This window comes from Curtobacterium sp. MMLR14_002 (assembly GCF_001864975.1).
In the GTDB taxonomy this organism is placed as follows: Bacteria; Actinomycetota; Actinomycetes; order Actinomycetales; family Microbacteriaceae; genus Curtobacterium; species Curtobacterium flaccumfaciens.
In genome coordinates, this window is the sequence record NZ_MJGT01000116.1 from 1 (window position 1) to 14,294 (window position 14,294).

Annotated in this window: 11 protein-coding genes; 7 read left to right on the top strand and 4 right to left on the bottom strand. The window is 71.4% G+C overall.

Going from position 1 to position 14,294, the window contains the following annotated elements; all coding sequences use genetic code 11:
* Positions 1–164 precede the first annotated feature (164 nt).
* The gene (locus BIU91_RS16650) at positions 165–1,604 is read right to left on the bottom strand and encodes a GuaB1 family IMP dehydrogenase-related protein (protein ID WP_071406349.1); all 1,440 of its coding nucleotides are present in this window, start codon (positions 1,602–1,604) and stop codon (positions 165–167) included.
* A 177-nt stretch (positions 1,605–1,781) separates the two neighbouring features.
* Between BIU91_RS16650 and BIU91_RS16655 the strand changes: the two genes are divergently transcribed.
* Complete coding sequence (locus BIU91_RS16655) at positions 1,782–5,543, top strand: multifunctional oxoglutarate decarboxylase/oxoglutarate dehydrogenase thiamine pyrophosphate-binding subunit/dihydrolipoyllysine-residue succinyltransferase subunit (RefSeq protein WP_171907869.1); 3,762 nt, start codon at positions 1,782–1,784, stop codon at positions 5,541–5,543.
* A gap of 76 nt (positions 5,544–5,619) precedes the next feature.
* Here the strand turns inward: BIU91_RS16655 and BIU91_RS16660 are convergent, their stop codons facing one another.
* Positions 5,620–6,060, bottom strand: a complete 441-nt coding sequence (locus BIU91_RS16660; RefSeq protein ID WP_027465835.1) for a GNAT family N-acetyltransferase — start codon at positions 6,058–6,060, stop codon at positions 5,620–5,622.
* Positions 6,061–6,174: 114 nt separating this feature from the next.
* On the opposite strand from BIU91_RS16660, the gene BIU91_RS16665 reads away from it, so the two are divergent.
* Together BIU91_RS16665 and BIU91_RS16670 are read left to right on the top strand one after the other, a co-directional pair.
* Positions 6,175–6,756, top strand: a complete 582-nt coding sequence (locus tag BIU91_RS16665) for a hypothetical protein (RefSeq protein WP_071406350.1) — start codon at positions 6,175–6,177, stop codon at positions 6,754–6,756.
* 74 nt (positions 6,757–6,830) lie between these two features.
* Positions 6,831–8,270 (top strand): LamG-like jellyroll fold domain-containing protein, encoded by a 1,440-nt coding sequence (locus tag BIU91_RS16670; protein ID WP_071406351.1) that lies wholly within the window; start codon positions 6,831–6,833, stop codon positions 8,268–8,270.
* Positions 8,271–8,336: 66 nt separating this feature from the next.
* Here BIU91_RS16670 and BIU91_RS16675 read toward each other — a convergent pair whose 3' ends face one another.
* Positions 8,337–8,579: a zf-HC2 domain-containing protein gene (locus BIU91_RS16675; RefSeq protein ID WP_027465838.1), complete on the bottom strand. Its 243-nt coding sequence runs from the start codon at positions 8,577–8,579 to the stop codon at positions 8,337–8,339.
* Complete coding sequence (locus tag BIU91_RS16680; RefSeq protein WP_071406447.1) at positions 8,576–9,427, bottom strand: sigma-70 family RNA polymerase sigma factor; 852 nt, start codon at positions 9,425–9,427, stop codon at positions 8,576–8,578. Before BIU91_RS16680 ends, BIU91_RS16675 begins: the two co-directional genes overlap by 4 nt.
* 81 nt (positions 9,428–9,508) lie before the next feature.
* Here BIU91_RS16680 and aroA point away from each other — a divergent pair, with 81 nt between their 5' ends.
* From aroA to BIU91_RS16700, 4 genes are all read left to right on the top strand, one after another.
* The gene (gene aroA / locus BIU91_RS16685) at positions 9,509–10,894 is read left to right on the top strand and encodes a 3-phosphoshikimate 1-carboxyvinyltransferase (protein ID WP_071406352.1); all 1,386 of its coding nucleotides are present in this window, start codon (positions 9,509–9,511) and stop codon (positions 10,892–10,894) included.
* Between the two features lie 3 nt (positions 10,895–10,897).
* Complete coding sequence (gene rsgA / locus BIU91_RS16690; RefSeq protein ID WP_071406353.1) at positions 10,898–11,944, top strand: ribosome small subunit-dependent GTPase A; 1,047 nt, start codon at positions 10,898–10,900, stop codon at positions 11,942–11,944.
* 366 nt (positions 11,945–12,310) lie between these two features.
* Positions 12,311–13,483: a hypothetical protein gene (locus BIU91_RS16695; protein WP_139196506.1), complete on the top strand. Its 1,173-nt coding sequence runs from the start codon at positions 12,311–12,313 to the stop codon at positions 13,481–13,483.
* A gap of 19 nt (positions 13,484–13,502) precedes the next feature.
* The gene (locus tag BIU91_RS16700) at positions 13,503–14,291 is read left to right on the top strand and encodes an inositol monophosphatase family protein (protein ID WP_084741405.1); all 789 of its coding nucleotides are present in this window, start codon (positions 13,503–13,505) and stop codon (positions 14,289–14,291) included.
* The last annotated feature ends 3 nt before the right edge of the window (positions 14,292–14,294 follow it).

Sequence of the window (14,294 nt, forward strand, 5' to 3'; positions counted from 1 at the left end):
GACGCACCGGCAGACGGACGGGAGGCCCGTGGCGAGACCGCCACGGGCCTCCCGTCCGCCGTGTGGTCGCGTGTCCACGGCGTCGGCGTGCGTTTCGCGCTCAGCGACACGTCACGCGCTGCGCCGCCCGTGAGCTGTCGCTCAGCGCGAAAGTCCGGCGCGCGCTACCAGCTGACGGGCAGGGGCTTGCCCTCCTCGTAGCCGGCGGCGGACTGGATGCCGACCAGCGCACGCTCGGAGAACTCGGCGAGGGAGGACGCGCCCGCGTAGGTGGCGGAGCTGCGGACGCCGGTGGTGATCATGTCGAGCAGGTCTTCCACGCTCGGGCGCTCCGGGTCGAGGTAGATCGTCGACGACGAGATCCCCTCGGCGAAGAGCGCCTTGCGCGCCCGCTCGTACGGGTCGAGCCGCTCGAACCGCTCACGCACGGCCTTGGCCGAGGCCATGCCCCAGCTCTCCTTGTACGCCTTGCCGGCGGCGTCACGACGCAGCACGCCGGGGGCCTCGAGCGTGCCGGCGAACCACGAGCCGATCATGACGGCGGACGCCCCGGCTGCCAGCGCGAGGGCGACGTCGCGCGGGTAGCGCACCCCGCCGTCCGCCCAGACGTGTGCGCCGAGCGAGCGGGCCGCCGCGGCGGTCTCGAGCACGGCGGAGAACTGCGGACGACCGACGGCCGTCATCATGCGGGTGGTGCACATGGCACCAGGGCCGACGCCGACCTTGATGATGTCCGCTCCGGCCCCGACCAGGTGCGCGACGGCGTCGGCGGTGACGACGTTGCCGGCGACGAGCGGGATGCCGAGCTGCAGCGACGCGACCGTGCGGAGTGCGCGGAGCATGCCGTCCTGGTGGCCGTGCGCGGTGTCGAGGACCAGGACGTCCACGCCCGCGGCGGCCAGCGCCTTGGCCTTGGCGGCGACGTCGCCGTTGATGCCGAGCGCGGCGGCGACCCGGAGCCGGCCGGAACCGTCGACGGCGGGCGTGTAGATGTCGGAGCGGATCGCGCTCGTCTGGCTCGTGGTGCCGACGACCCGGCCGTGCCGCATCACCGGCGCGAAGTCGACCTCGGCGGCCGCGAGCACGTCGTACACGTGGCGGGGCGTGCCGGCGTCCTCGGCGTCGATCGCGGTCGAGGCGCCGTGCAGCAGATCACCGAGGACGGCGTCGGGGCCGGCGGTGCCGAGGCGGGTCGCGGGCACACAGCCCAGGTACTCCCCGTCGGCGTCACGGACGACCACACCGCGGCCGGCCACCGGCAGGAGCTGTTCGAGTGCCTCGGCGACGGTGGTCTGCGCACCCATGTCGTAGGCGGTGTCGAAGTCGACCGGCTGGTCCTTCACCCAGCGGATCGCGGCGTCGAGGTCCTGCAGGTGCATGTCCTGCGGCAGCACGCCCAGACCACCGCGGCGGGCCAGGGTGGCGGCGAGCCGGGGGCCCGTGACGGAGTTCATGTTGGCGCTGACGATCGGGATCGTGGCACCGCTGCCGTCGTTCGCCGCGAGGTCGACGTCGAAGCGGCTCGTCACGCCGGAACGGCTCGGGACGAGGAAGACGTCGGAGTAGGTCAGGTCGTGCGTCGGCCGCGTCTCGTAGAACCTCATGCGCTCCACTGTACGGCTCCCGTCAGGGCCCCGACCGGGTGCTCGGGGGCTGCCGACTCGCGCCGCGGCTGACACGGAACGGACATGTCGGAGCGGCTAGGCTTGGCACCTGTGCGGCGCAGGGTTGCTCCGCACGACACACACGAGCATCTATCGACGGAGAGTGGGCGATCGGCTGTGTCGAGCCATCTGACCGGAACGGACGAGACCGCGGGCGAATTCGGGGCGAACGAGTGGCTCGTCGACGAGCTCTACGAGCAGTTCGTCGCGGACAAGGAGTCGGTCGACAAGTCCTGGTGGCCGGTCCTCGAGAGCTACCACCGCACGCAGGTCGGTGACGCTCCGGCTCCGGCGGGCTCCCCCGCGCAGCAGGCGCCGGCACAGCAGCCACCGGCCCAGCAGCAGTCGTCGACACAGCAGCCGGCCACCGGGGACACCCCGGGCGAGGCGAAGTCGGGCCCGATCCAGGCGAAGACCACCTCGCGTCAGCCGGCACCGCAGCCGATCCCGGCCGAGGCGAACGACGCCGCCGACGACCACGAGGAGACCCACGAGGACGTGGCGACCCCGCTCCGGGGCATGGCCAAGACGCTGGCGTCGAACATGGACGCCTCACTGACGGTCCCGACCGCCACGAGCGTCCGGACCATCCCGGCGAAGCTGATGATCGACAACCGGATCGTCATCAACAACCACCTGCGACGCGCCCGCGGCGGCAAGATCTCCTTCACGCACCTGATCGGGTGGGCGATGGTGCAGGCGCTCAAGGACTTCCCGAGCCAGAACGTCTTCTACGAGGAGCGCGACGGCAAGCCGTTCGTCGTCGCCCCGGCGCACGTGAACCTCGGCATCGCGATCGACGTCCCGAAGAAGGACGGCACCCGCTCGCTCCTGGTGCCGAGCATCAAGCGCGCGGAGACCCTCACGTTCGGCCAGTTCCTGTCCGCCTACGAGGACCTCGTCAAGCGTGCCCGTGACAACAAGCTCACCCCGGCGGACTTCCAGGGCACGACGATCTCGCTCACCAACCCGGGCGGCATCGGCACCGTGCACTCGGTCCCGCGTCTGACGAAGGGGCAGGGCTCGATCATCGGCGCCGGTGCCCTCGAGTACCCGGCGCAGTTCCAGGGCTCGGCGTCGAAGACCCTCGTCGAGCTCGGCATCGGCAAGACCATCACCCTGACGAGCACCTACGACCACCGCGTCATCCAGGGCGCCGGTTCGGGTGAGTACCTCAAGCACGTGCACGAGCGCCTCATCGGCGAGCACGGCTTCTACGACGGCATCTTCGCCGCGCTCCGGATCCCCTACAAGCCGATCCAGTGGGCGAACGACATCAACGTCGACCTGGCGCACCGGGTGAACAAGACCGCGCGTGTGCAGGAGCTCATCAACAGCTTCCGCGTCCGTGGGCACCTGATGGCCGACATCGACCCGCTCGAGTACCGCCAGCGAACGCACCCCGACCTCGAGATCGAGAGCCACGGGCTGACCTTCTGGGACCTCGACCGCGAGTTCGTCACCGGTGGGCTCGCCGGCACCACCTCGGCACCGCTGCGCGACGTCCTCGGGATCCTGCGCGACGCCTACTGCCGCACGGTCGGCATCGAGTACATGCACATCCAGGACCCGGAACAGCGTCGCTGGGTGCAGGAGCGCATCGAGGTGCCGTACTCGAAGCCCTCGAAGGAAGAGCAGCTCCGCGTCCTCGGCAAGCTCAACGAGGCCGAGGCGTTCGAGACCTTCCTGCAGACCAAGTACGTCGGCCAGAAGCGCTTCTCGCTCGAGGGCGGCGAGTCCACCATCGCCTTCCTCGACACCCTGATCCAGCACGCCGCCGGAGCCGGACTGGCCGAGGTCGCGATCGGCATGGCCCACCGTGGCCGCCTGAACGTCCTGACGAACATCGCCGGCAAGACCTACGGGCAGATCTTCCGTGAGTTCGAGGGGTCCTCGCTGCCGGGCACGGTGTCCGGTCAGGGCTCCGGCGACGTGAAGTACCACGTCGGCACCGAGGGCGTGTTCCGCACGTCCGACGGCTCGAGCATCCCGGTGACGATCGCCGCGAACCCGTCCCACCTCGAAGCCGTCGACGGCGTACTCGAGGGCATCGTCCGCGCCAAGCAGGACCGCGAGGCACCCGGCAGCTTCGGCGTGCTCCCCGTGCTCGTGCACGGCGACGCGGCGATGGCCGGCCAGGGCGTGGTCGTCGAGACGCTGCAGATGTCGCAGCTCCGCGGCTACCGCACCGGCGGCACGGTCCACCTCGTCATCAACAACCAGGTCGGGTTCACCACCCCGCCCGAGTCGGCACGCAGCTCGGTGTACTCCACCGACGTCGCGAAGACGATCCAGGCACCGATCTTCCACGTGAACGGCGACGACCCCGAGGCCGTCGCCCGCGTCGCCGAACTCGCCTTCGCGTACCGCGAGGAGTTCCACCGCGACGTCGTGATCGACCTGATCTGCTACCGCCGCCGTGGGCACAACGAGGGCGACGACCCCTCGATGACGCAGCCGCTGATGTACAACCTCATCGAGGCGAAGCGCTCCGTCCGCACGCTGTACACCGAGGCCCTCGTCGGCCGCGGTGACATCACGCAAGAGGAGTACGACGAGGCGCACCGCGACTTCCAGGACCGACTGGAACGTGCTTTCGCCGAGACGCACGAGGCACAGACCGGCACCATCCCGGTCATCGAGGTCGACGACGACGGTGCGGTGCAGGGGCTCGAACGCCCGGCCGCGCAGCGCGATGACTCCGAGGTCGAGGTGCACGAGACCGCCGTGTCCGAAGAACTCGTCCGGGCGATCGGCGACGCGCACAGCAACCCGCCCGCAGGGTTCTCGATCCACCCGAAGCTGCAGCAGCTGCTGACCAAGCGCACCGAGATGACGCGCAACGGCGGCATCGACTGGGCGATGGCCGAGCTCATGGCGATCGGCTCGATCCTGGTCGAGGGCAAGCCCGTCCGCCTCGCCGGACAGGACGCCCGCCGCGGCACGTTCGTCCAGCGCCAGTCGGTGTTCCACGACCGGGTGAACGGCCAGGAATGGCTGCCGCTGTCGAACCTCACCGAGGACCAGGCCCGGTTCTACGTGTACGACTCGCTGCTGAGCGAGTACGCGGCGATGGCCTTCGAGTACGGCTACTCGGTGGAACGACCCGAGTCCCTCGTGCTCTGGGAGGCGCAGTTCGGCGACTTCGCGAACGGCGCCCAGATCGTCATCGACGAGTTCATCTCGTCCGCCGAGCAGAAGTGGGGGCAGCGCTCCGGCCTCGTGCTGCTGCTGCCGCACGGGTACGAGGGCCAGGGGCCGGACCACTCGTCGGCACGCATCGAGCGCTACCTGCAGCTGTGCGCCGAGGACAACATGATCGTCGCGCGCCCGTCGACCCCGGCGTCGTACTTCCACCTGCTCCGCCGACAGGCCTGGGCCCGTCCGCAGAAGCCGCTCGTCGTGTTCTCCCCGAAGGCGATGCTCCGGCTCCGCCAGGCGACGAGCGCGGTCGAGGACTTCACGACCGGAACGTTCGAGCCCGTGCTGGACGACGCGCGGATCACCGACAAGAGCGCCGTGCGCCGCGTCGTGCTGCACTCCGGCAAGGTGCACCACGACCTGCGTGCCGAGGTCGACAAGCGCGGCATCACCGACGTCGCACTCGTCCGCCTCGAGCAGCTCGCCCCGCTCCCCCTCGACCGCATCCTCGAGGTCCTGGCGGGCTACCCGGACGCCGACGTCGTGTGGGCGCAGGAGGAGCCGGAGAACCAGGGCGCCTGGCCGTTCGTCTGCATGAACCTGTCGCCGCACCTGGGCGGTCGCCCGTTGTCCGTCGCGGCCCGCTCGGCGAGTGCCGCCCCGGCCACGGGGTCCTCGAAGCGCTCCGCGCAGGAGGCCGCCGACGTCATCGACACGGCACTGAGCGCGTCGGCCTAGTCACGGGGAAGCGCCCCGTGCGGGAGTCCGAGGGACTCCTGCACGGGGCGCTTCGACGTTCGCCAGGAAAGCGACGCTACGCGATCTTCGTGTACCGCACCCCGGCGTCGTGGTACCCGCGCTTCTGGTAGAACCGGTGCGCGCTGTCCGTCGCGGCCGCGCTGACGGCGCTGAGGCGACGCGCGCCCTGCTCGACCGCCCATGCTTCGAACGTGCCGATGAGCGCCGAACCGGTGCCGAGCCTCCTGGCCGTGTCGTCGACGACCAGCAGCAGCAGCTGCGCCGTCGGCTCGTCGCTGGCGTACGCCCACGTGACCTGCGCGCCGGCGACCGCGACGACCCGGCCGTCGTCACCACGGACCACCCAGGTGCGGTGCCCGGCTTCGGGGGTGAGCCGGTCGAGGCGGGCGCGCATCGACGCGTCGTCGACGTCGTGACCGAGCAGGCGGACGAGGGCGGCGACGTCGGCGACGTCCGTGTCGGACCAGGTGGTGGTCGACTCGACGGAGAGGGTCATGTCGGCCAACCTACCCGGGCCGTCGGTCGTGTTGCGACGGGGTTCCATAACAACTGATATTAATATACGCTGTTGTCATATCACCCGCCGGGTGAACCGACCGACAGGACAGCCATGCACATCACCTCCCGCCACGGCCGCACCGCCGCCTGGATCGCCTTCCCCCTCGCCGTCGTCGCCAGCGGCGCACTCATCGCCACGGCCTCGTACGCCGCCTTCTCGAGCAGCACCGACAACGCCGCGAACAGCTGGCACACCGGGGCCGTCTCCCTCACCGACGACGACCAGGGCGTCGCGATGTTCGACGTCGACGACCTGGTGCCCGGGTCCGCGGGCTCGAACTGCATCACGGTGACGGCGAACACCACCAATGCCTCGACCGTGAAGCTCTACGCCGCAGACGCAGCCGACGCCGACGAACTGGCGCAGTACGTCGGCATGAAGGTCGAGCGCGGCGCCCTGGGTACCGCCGGGGACTGCAGCACCTTCACCACGGGGACGACCGTGCACGACGGGACGCTCGCCGACCTCATGGCGTCCGAGTCCTTCGGCACCGGCGTCGACGCGTGGAAGCCGGCGACGGGCACGGCAAGCACGACCTACCGCTTCAGCTACGACCTGAGCGAGGGGGCACCCAACAACGTGCAGTCGTCCGAGGCCGGCACCACGTTCGTGTGGGAAGCGCAGACCGACTGATCCCCGTCCCCGTACCGATCCGTCCCACCCGACCCACCCGACCCACCCGACCCGTCCGACCCGAGGAGCAGCCGATGCCGAACGTCGCCACCCGCCGTCACGTCCGCTGCGTCGGCGACCTGCCCCGGCTGCTCCTCGCGGTCTCGGCGCGGACGGCCCTCTGGTCGGTGCTGCTGCTCGCGCTGTGGGCGTCGCTCCCCGCGGCGTTCGGGTGGCACGTCACGACGGTCGTCTCCGACTCGATGGCCCCCGGCATCCGGACCGGGGACGTCGTCGCCGCGATGCCCGTCGAACGCGATGACCTCGAGGCCGGACGGGTGCTGCTCGTCGAGGACCCCGACCACCGGGATCGACTCCGTCTGCACCGACTCGAGCGCATCGAACCGGACGGGGGCCTGCGTCTGCGCGGGGACGCGAACCCGACGGCCGACCGCACGGCCGTCGAACCCGCGGCGGTCCTCGGAGTCGGGGTGCTGCGGTTCCCGTGGATCGGGCTGCCGGGCGTCTGGATCCGCGCGGGCGACTGGACCTCCCTGCTGCTGGCCGGCGTCGTCACCGCCGTGCTCGTCGTCGCCGGGCGTGCTGATCGGGACATCGTCGCCGGTCGCCCCTGCCGCACCTGCGGCACGCCTCGCCGTGACCTCCACTCGCCCGTGGTCGCGGAGCCCCGGACCGCGACCGTCACCACCCCGACGTCGACCACCGCGCCGGTCGCGGTGTTCACGGCACTGGCCATCACCCTCACCCTGCTCGCTGGAGCCGGCGCTGGCGCGGGCGCCGGGTTCAGCGGCTCGACCGGGACCGCCTCGGCGCTCGGCACCGGCGGCTTCGGGTGCTTCCACCAGCCGGCGCCGGGCACGTCACTCGCGTGGGACTTCGCCGAGAAGAACGGTCCGCAGGTCGTCGACTCGAGCGGGTCCGGGGCCGACGGTGCCTTCACGCCCGCCGCTGCCCGGGTCGACGCCGACTGCGCCACGAACCCGTACGCGACCTTCTGGGCCGAGGACGGGGCCGAAGGGTGGGCGGTCACGGACACGGCGGTCGACGCGCCCAACGCCTTCACGATCGAGGTCTGGTTCCGCACCCGGGACACCGACGGCGGGCGGGTCTTCGGGTTCGGGTCTGACCGCTCCGCGGCGTCGCAGTACCGCGACCGACACCTGTACATCGGTGCCGACGGAGTCCTGCGCTTCGGCGTCGAGGGCTCCGGGTCCCAGTTCAAGTTCACGCTGGGATCGACGTCGACGGTCACCGACGGTGAATGGCACCACGCCGTCGCGACCTTCCAGTCGCGATCGATGGCGTTCTGGATCGACGGCCAGCTGCAGGGCACCCGGTCCGACGCCGTCACCCTGCGGCAGTACTCGGGACACTGGCGCGCCGGACGCCAGACACTGGCCGGTTGGCCGAACGCCGGGGACTACGTCTACACGGGCGACGTGGACACGGTCCGGGTGCACGACCGTGTCCTCGACGCGGCCGCGATCACCCGGGCGTTCCAGGCAGGACGCTGACGCCAGACCAGGCCGAACTCCGGCCAGAAGCCGGAAGCCAGGACGGGCACGAGCCCGGCCGAGCCGTCAGTGCGTCGCCTGCTCCACACGGATGCGCGCGAGGATCTCGCTGCGCAGCTGGTCGGGAGCGGTCTCCTTGCAGGCGCGACGGACGGTCTCCATGAGCACGACGCCGACGCGGTGCTCGGTCTGGCAGTCCTCGCAGCCGTCCATGTGCTCGCGGATGTCCGCGGCGTCCTCGTGGCGGAGCTCGTCGTGCAGGAACTCCTCGAGCTCGGCCTTCGCCTTCGAGCAGTCGCAGCCGCTCATCGTGCGTCCTTCCGTCCGGTGCGACCCGTGGTCGCGGTTGCCTTCGTCGTCTGTGCCGCGCCTCGTCCCCGTCCACGCATCGTCGCCGTCGACGCTGCGTCCGGGACGATGCCGGTCTCACGGGCGTGGTCCGCCAGGAGCCCACGGAGGAGCCGGCGGCCACGGTGGAGGCGGCTCATGACCGTCCCCACGGGGGTCTTCATGATGTCGGCGATCTCCTGGTACGAGAAGCCTTCGACATCGGCGAAGTACACGGCCATCCGGAAGTCCTCCGGGATGGCCTGCAGGGCGTCCTTCACGGCGGAGGACGGCAGGTGGTCGATCGCGTCGGCCTCGGCGGACCGGGCGGAGATCGACTGGGTGACGCTCTCCGCGCCGCCGAGCTGCCAGTCCTCGAGCTCGTCGATGGTGCCCTGGTACGGGTTCCGCTGGTTCTTGCGGTACGTGTTGATGAACGTGTTCGTGAGGATCCGGTACAGCCAGGCCTTCAGGTTCGTGCCCTGCTTGAACTGGCGGAACGCGGCGAAGGCCTTGACGAACGTCTCCTGCACCAGGTCCGACGCGTCGGCCGGGTTGCGGGTCATCCGCATGGCCGCACCGTAGAGCTGGTCCATGAAGGGCAGGGCCTGGTCCTCGAAGAGGGACCGCAGCTCCGCCTCGGAGACGGTCTTCGCGTCGACCGGCTCGTCTGCGGCGTCGTCGAGGGCTTCGTGCTCCTCTTCGACGGCGTCGAGCTGCACCTCGGTCTCGTCGACCAGGTGGTGCGGAGCTGCCTGCGGTTCGTCGGTCGTCATCGCCGCCAAGTCTAGGCCGAGCGTGCCGAGCGTCGTCGGCACCGCGGTCAGCACGGTCGCCGTGCCGGTCCGCTCTCGTGCGAGTGTTGCTGTCGCCACTGATCCTCCCGGTGCGTTCAGTACCCTGGTGAACCGATGGCAGACACGACGCATTCCCACAGCGGGGCCCAGCCCGCCGACCCCTGGATCGCCCCGGTCGCAGGGGGTCCGCTGCGCGGCGATGTCGCGCTGCCCGGGTCGAAGTCGCTGACGAACCGGGAGCTCGTGCTCGCGGCCCTCGCCGACGGCCCCTCGACGATCCGGCTCCCGCTGCACTCCCGCGACTCGGCACTGATGATCGCGGGCCTCCGTGCGCTCGGCGTCGGCATCGAGGAGCTCGAGCCGGCGGCCGGCACCGCCCCGAACCCCTACGGCCCGGACCTCCGGATCACGCCCGCCCCGATGCACGGCGAAGTCCGCCTGGACTGCGGGCTGGCCGGCACCGTGATGCGCTTCCTGCCGCCGCTCGCCGCCCTGGCCGTCGGGCCCGTCACGGTCGACGGCGACCCCTACGCCCGCAAGCGGCCGATGCACGCCATCGTGCAGGGACTGGTGGACCTCGGTGTGGACGTCACGGACGACGGCGGCGGTTCGATGCCGTTCTCGTTCACCGGCACCGGCTCGGTCCGCGGCGGCGCCCTGACGATCGACGCGTCGGCGTCCTCGCAGTTCGTCTCCGGCCTGCTGCTGTCGGCCCCCCGCTTCGACGAGGGCCTGCACCTCACCCACGTCGGCGAACGCCTGCCGAGCATGCCGCACATCGAGATGACCGTCGCGGCGCTCCGTGCCCGCGGCGTCCGCGTCGACGAGCCGTCGGTCGGCGAGTGGGTCGTGCACCCCGGCCCGATCGGCGCGCGTGACGTCACGATCGAGCCCGACCTGTCGAACGCCGCGCCGTTCGCGGTCGCCGCGCTCGTCGCCGGCGGCACGGTGCGCATCCGCACCTGGCCCACCGAGACGACGCAGGTCGGCGCCGACCTCGAGACGCTCCTGCCCCTGTGGGGGGCGAGCGTGGCCCGTGACGGTGACGACCTGGTCGTCGACGGCGGCGTCGGGATCCGGGGTGGGGCCTCCTTGCCGGGTCTCGAACTCGACCTGAGCCGCGGCGGCGAACTCGCCCCGGCGCTCGTCGCGCTGGCCGCGCTGGCGGACGGCCCGAGCGAGATCACCGGCATCGGCCACCTGCGGGGGCACGAGACGGACCGCCTGGCCGCGCTGGCGGCGGACCTCAACCGGTCTGGAGGCGCGGTGCACGAACTCGACGACGGCCTGCGGATCGAGCCGGCGCCGCTCCACGGCAGCGCCTGGGGCGCGTACGACGACCACCGGATGGCGACCGCGGGGGCGATCGTGGGCCTCGTCGTCGACGGCGTCGCCGTCGACGACATCGGGTCGACCGCGAAGACGCTGCCGCAGTTCCCGGAGCTGTGGGCGGCGCTCGTGGCGTCCTCGGTGACCGCTGCACGGGTGAGTGGGGACTGACGCATGAGCTGGTGGGACGACGTCGACGGTGACGACTCCGACGCGGACGAGCCGTACGGGCAGTACGACGAGTCGAGCGTCCGGGTGCGTCCGAACCCGAAGGGCAACCGACCGCGCACGAAGACCCGTCCGACGTACGACGACGCCCCCGTCGGCTGGGTGACGAACGTCGACCGCGGGCGGTTCGGCGTGCTGATCGACGACCACGTCATCACCGCGACGAAGGCTCGCGAGCTCGGCAAGAAGTCCGTCGTCACGGGCGACCACGTGTCGCTCGTCGGGGACGTCTCGGGCGACCCCGGGTCGCTCGCGCGCATCGTGAAGGTCGCCGAGCGCACCACCCTGCTGCGACGGAGTGCCGACGACTCCGACGAGGTCGAGCGCGTCATCGTGGCGAACGCCGACCAGATGCTCATCGTGGTGGCCGCCGCCGACCCCGAGCCGCGCACCCGCCTGATCGACCGGTACCTGGTGGCCGCGTTCGACGCCGGCCTCGACCCGATCCTCTGCATCACGAAGACCGACCTCGCCGACCCGGCTGCGTTCCTGGCGCACTTCGCGTGCCTGGATCTGCGGATCGTGACGAGCCGATCGGACGACGTCCCGTTCGAGGCGCTGCACGAGCTCCTGGACGACAAGGTGACCGTGACCGTCGGGCACTCCGGCGTCGGCAAGTCGACCCTGGTGAACGCCCTGACCGGCTCGACGCGGGCGATCGGGGTCGTGAACTCCGTGACCGGGCGGGGGCGGCACACGTCGTCGTCGTCGATCGCGCTGCAGGTCCGTGACGGCGGGTGGATCATCGACACGCCGGGTGTGCGGTCGTTCGGCCTGGGGCACGTCGACCCCGCGAACGTCTTCCGGGCGTTCGCGTCGCACGCCGTGCCGGTGCGGCCCGCGCGGGACGGCATCCCGTTGGCGCAGGCGCACGACTGGGAGATCGTCGACCGGGTGCAGGACGGGGAGCTCGGGCCGACCGGCGTCGAGCGGCTCGACTCGTTCCGGGCGCTGCTGACCGGCATGGGCGCGTCCGACCCCGGTTCCGAGTAGCGCGCCGGGGGCGCTGGCCGGCGGTTGTCGTCGCCGGCCGGCGCTGGTCGGCGGCTGGGCGGCGGCTGGTCACGACACCCCGCGGTGTGTGCGTCGAGGGGTCACGAACTGTCGGCTGGCGAGGCGGCACTCGACAGTTCGTGACCACTCGAGCGTCGGCGCGCGGTGAGTCGTGACCACTCCGGTTCCCGCGCCCCCTCGCACCGTGCAGACCTCGCACCGTGCGAGGGGCGCACGAACGGTGCGACGTTGTGCACTCCGTGCGGGCTCGTGGGCCTCGCACGGAGTGGGCAAACTCGCACGGGACGATGCCTCGGCACCGGGCCGACGTCGACAAGCGCGCATCGGGGTTGTACAGTTGCGGTCGTGTCTGAAGTTGCAAAGTACAACTTTGCGCCGACCCCCGCTGTCGACGCCCCGTCCCCGAGCACGACGACGACGTCGCACGCGCACCACTCCCCCACCCACAAGTCCCCACGAGCCCCGAAGCCGCAGCGGTCCGACAGCGTCCTGCGCCCCGCCGGCCTCGGTCGTGTGCTGCTGACGTTCGCCTCGCACATCCTCGTGCCGCTGTTCCTGGCCGCCGGCATGGGCTTGGCCTACCTCGGTGCTTTCCACGCTCCGGCCCCGCAGGAACTGCCCGTCGGCATCGTCGGCCAGGGCGCGGCCACCCAGGTGTTCGCCCAGACCGTGACCGACCAGTCCGACGGCGCCCTCGTGGCCCACGTCGTCGCATCGACGAAGGCTGCCGAGCAGCAGGTGCGCGACCGCGACCTCGCCGCCGTGTACGCACCGACGGCGACGGGTGCCACGCTCTACGTCTCGACCGCCGCGTCGGAGACCACCGCGAGCGCCGCGCAGAAGGTGTTCCTGCCGATCGCCTACGACCAGCACGTGCCGTTCCGGGTCGTCGACGTCGTGCCCACGGGCGACCAGGACACCACCGGCCAGGGGCTGTTCTTCCTGCTCGTGGCCCTGAGCGTCGGCGGGTACGCGTCCGCGATCGCCGTGGCCTCGGTCGCGACGAAGCTCCGTGCCGTGTGGACCGCGGTCATCGGGCTCGCCACCGCGGGGGTCGTCGCCGGCATCGGCGTGATCGTCGCCGGACCGATCTACGGCGTCATCACCACCCACCACTGGCAGGTGTTCCTGTTCGCCTGGCTCTACGACTCGATCATCGTCGCACTCGGCGTCGGGCTGCACCCCGTGCTCGGACGGTGGACCACCCCGATCCTCACGATGCTGTTCGTGATGCTGAACTTCACGTCGTCCGGCGGGATCTTCCAGCCGGCGTTCCAGCCCGGGTTCTTCGCCGCCCTGCACACCTTCTGGAGCGGTGCCGCGTGGCTGCAGGCCGCACAGGACCTGCAGTACTTCCCGGACGCGTCGCTCGGCCGGTCGTCGCTCGTGCTCGCCCTCTGGCTGGCCGCCGCGCTCCTGCTCTGCGTCGTGGTGCACGGGCTCGTCGCCCGCCGGACCCGCATCGCCCGCGAGCGCGAGGTCACCCGGCTCGAGGAGGAAGAGGTCGTCGCCGCGTAGCGACGGTAGGTTGGGCGACGTGGACCTCAGCGCCGACCTGGACTTCGCCCGCTCCCTCGCCGACACCGCCGACGCGATCAGCCTCGAGCGCTTCCGTGCCGCCGACCTGCACGTGACGAAGAAGGCCGACAGCACGCACGTCACCGACGCCGACCAGGCCGTCGAACGGGCCCTGCGCGAGCGGCTCGCCGCCGAGCGACCGGACGACGCGTTCCTCGGCGAGGAGACGACGGCGGACACCGGGGCCGAGGCCGTCAGCGAAGGGCACCGCCAGTGGGTGGTCGACCCGATCGACGGCACCGCCAACTACCTGCGCGGCGTGCCGGTGTGGGCGACCCTCATCGCGCTCGCGGTCGACGGCCGCCCGGTGCTCGGCGTCGTCAGTGCTCCCGCCCTCGGCAAGCGCTGGTGGGCGGCCGAGGGCTCCGGCGCGTTCTCGCTGGACGGACCGCTCCGGGTCTCCGGGGTGTCCGAGCTCGCCGACGTGAGCCTGAGCTACAACAGCATCCAGCAGTGGGACGACGACGACCGCCTCGAGCCGCTCGTCGACCTGTCGCGCCGGGTCTGGCGCACCCGGGCCTACGGCGACATGTGGTCGTACATGATGGTGGCCGAGGGCGTCCTCGACGTCGCCGGCGAACCGGACCTGAAGCCGTGGGACATCGCGGCCCTCGTCCCCATCGTCGAAGAGGCCGGCGGCCGCTTCACCTCGCTCGACGGCGATCCCGGGCCGTGGCACGGCAGCGCGCTCGCCTCGAACGGCCTGGTGCACGACGCCGTCGTCGAGGTCATCCGCCGCGACTCCTAGGCA

Bases quoted from the DNA above. Each gene is read 5' to 3' on its own strand.
- BIU91_RS16650 (WP_071406349.1), bottom strand. From the start codon at position 1,604: ATGAGGTTCTACGAGACGCGGCCGACGCACGACCTGACCTACTCCGAC.
- BIU91_RS16660 (WP_027465835.1), bottom strand. From the start codon at position 6,060: ATGACCCTCTCCGTCGAGTCGACCACCACCTGGTCCGACACGGACGTC.
- BIU91_RS16665 (WP_071406350.1), top strand. From the start codon at position 6,175: ATGCACATCACCTCCCGCCACGGCCGCACCGCCGCCTGGATCGCCTTC.
- BIU91_RS16670 (WP_071406351.1), top strand. From the start codon at position 6,831: ATGCCGAACGTCGCCACCCGCCGTCACGTCCGCTGCGTCGGCGACCTG.
- BIU91_RS16675 (WP_027465838.1), bottom strand. From the start codon at position 8,579: ATGAGCGGCTGCGACTGCTCGAAGGCGAAGGCCGAGCTCGAGGAGTTC.
- aroA (WP_071406352.1), top strand. From the start codon at position 9,509: ATGGCAGACACGACGCATTCCCACAGCGGGGCCCAGCCCGCCGACCCC.
- rsgA (WP_071406353.1), top strand. From the start codon at position 10,898: ATGAGCTGGTGGGACGACGTCGACGGTGACGACTCCGACGCGGACGAG.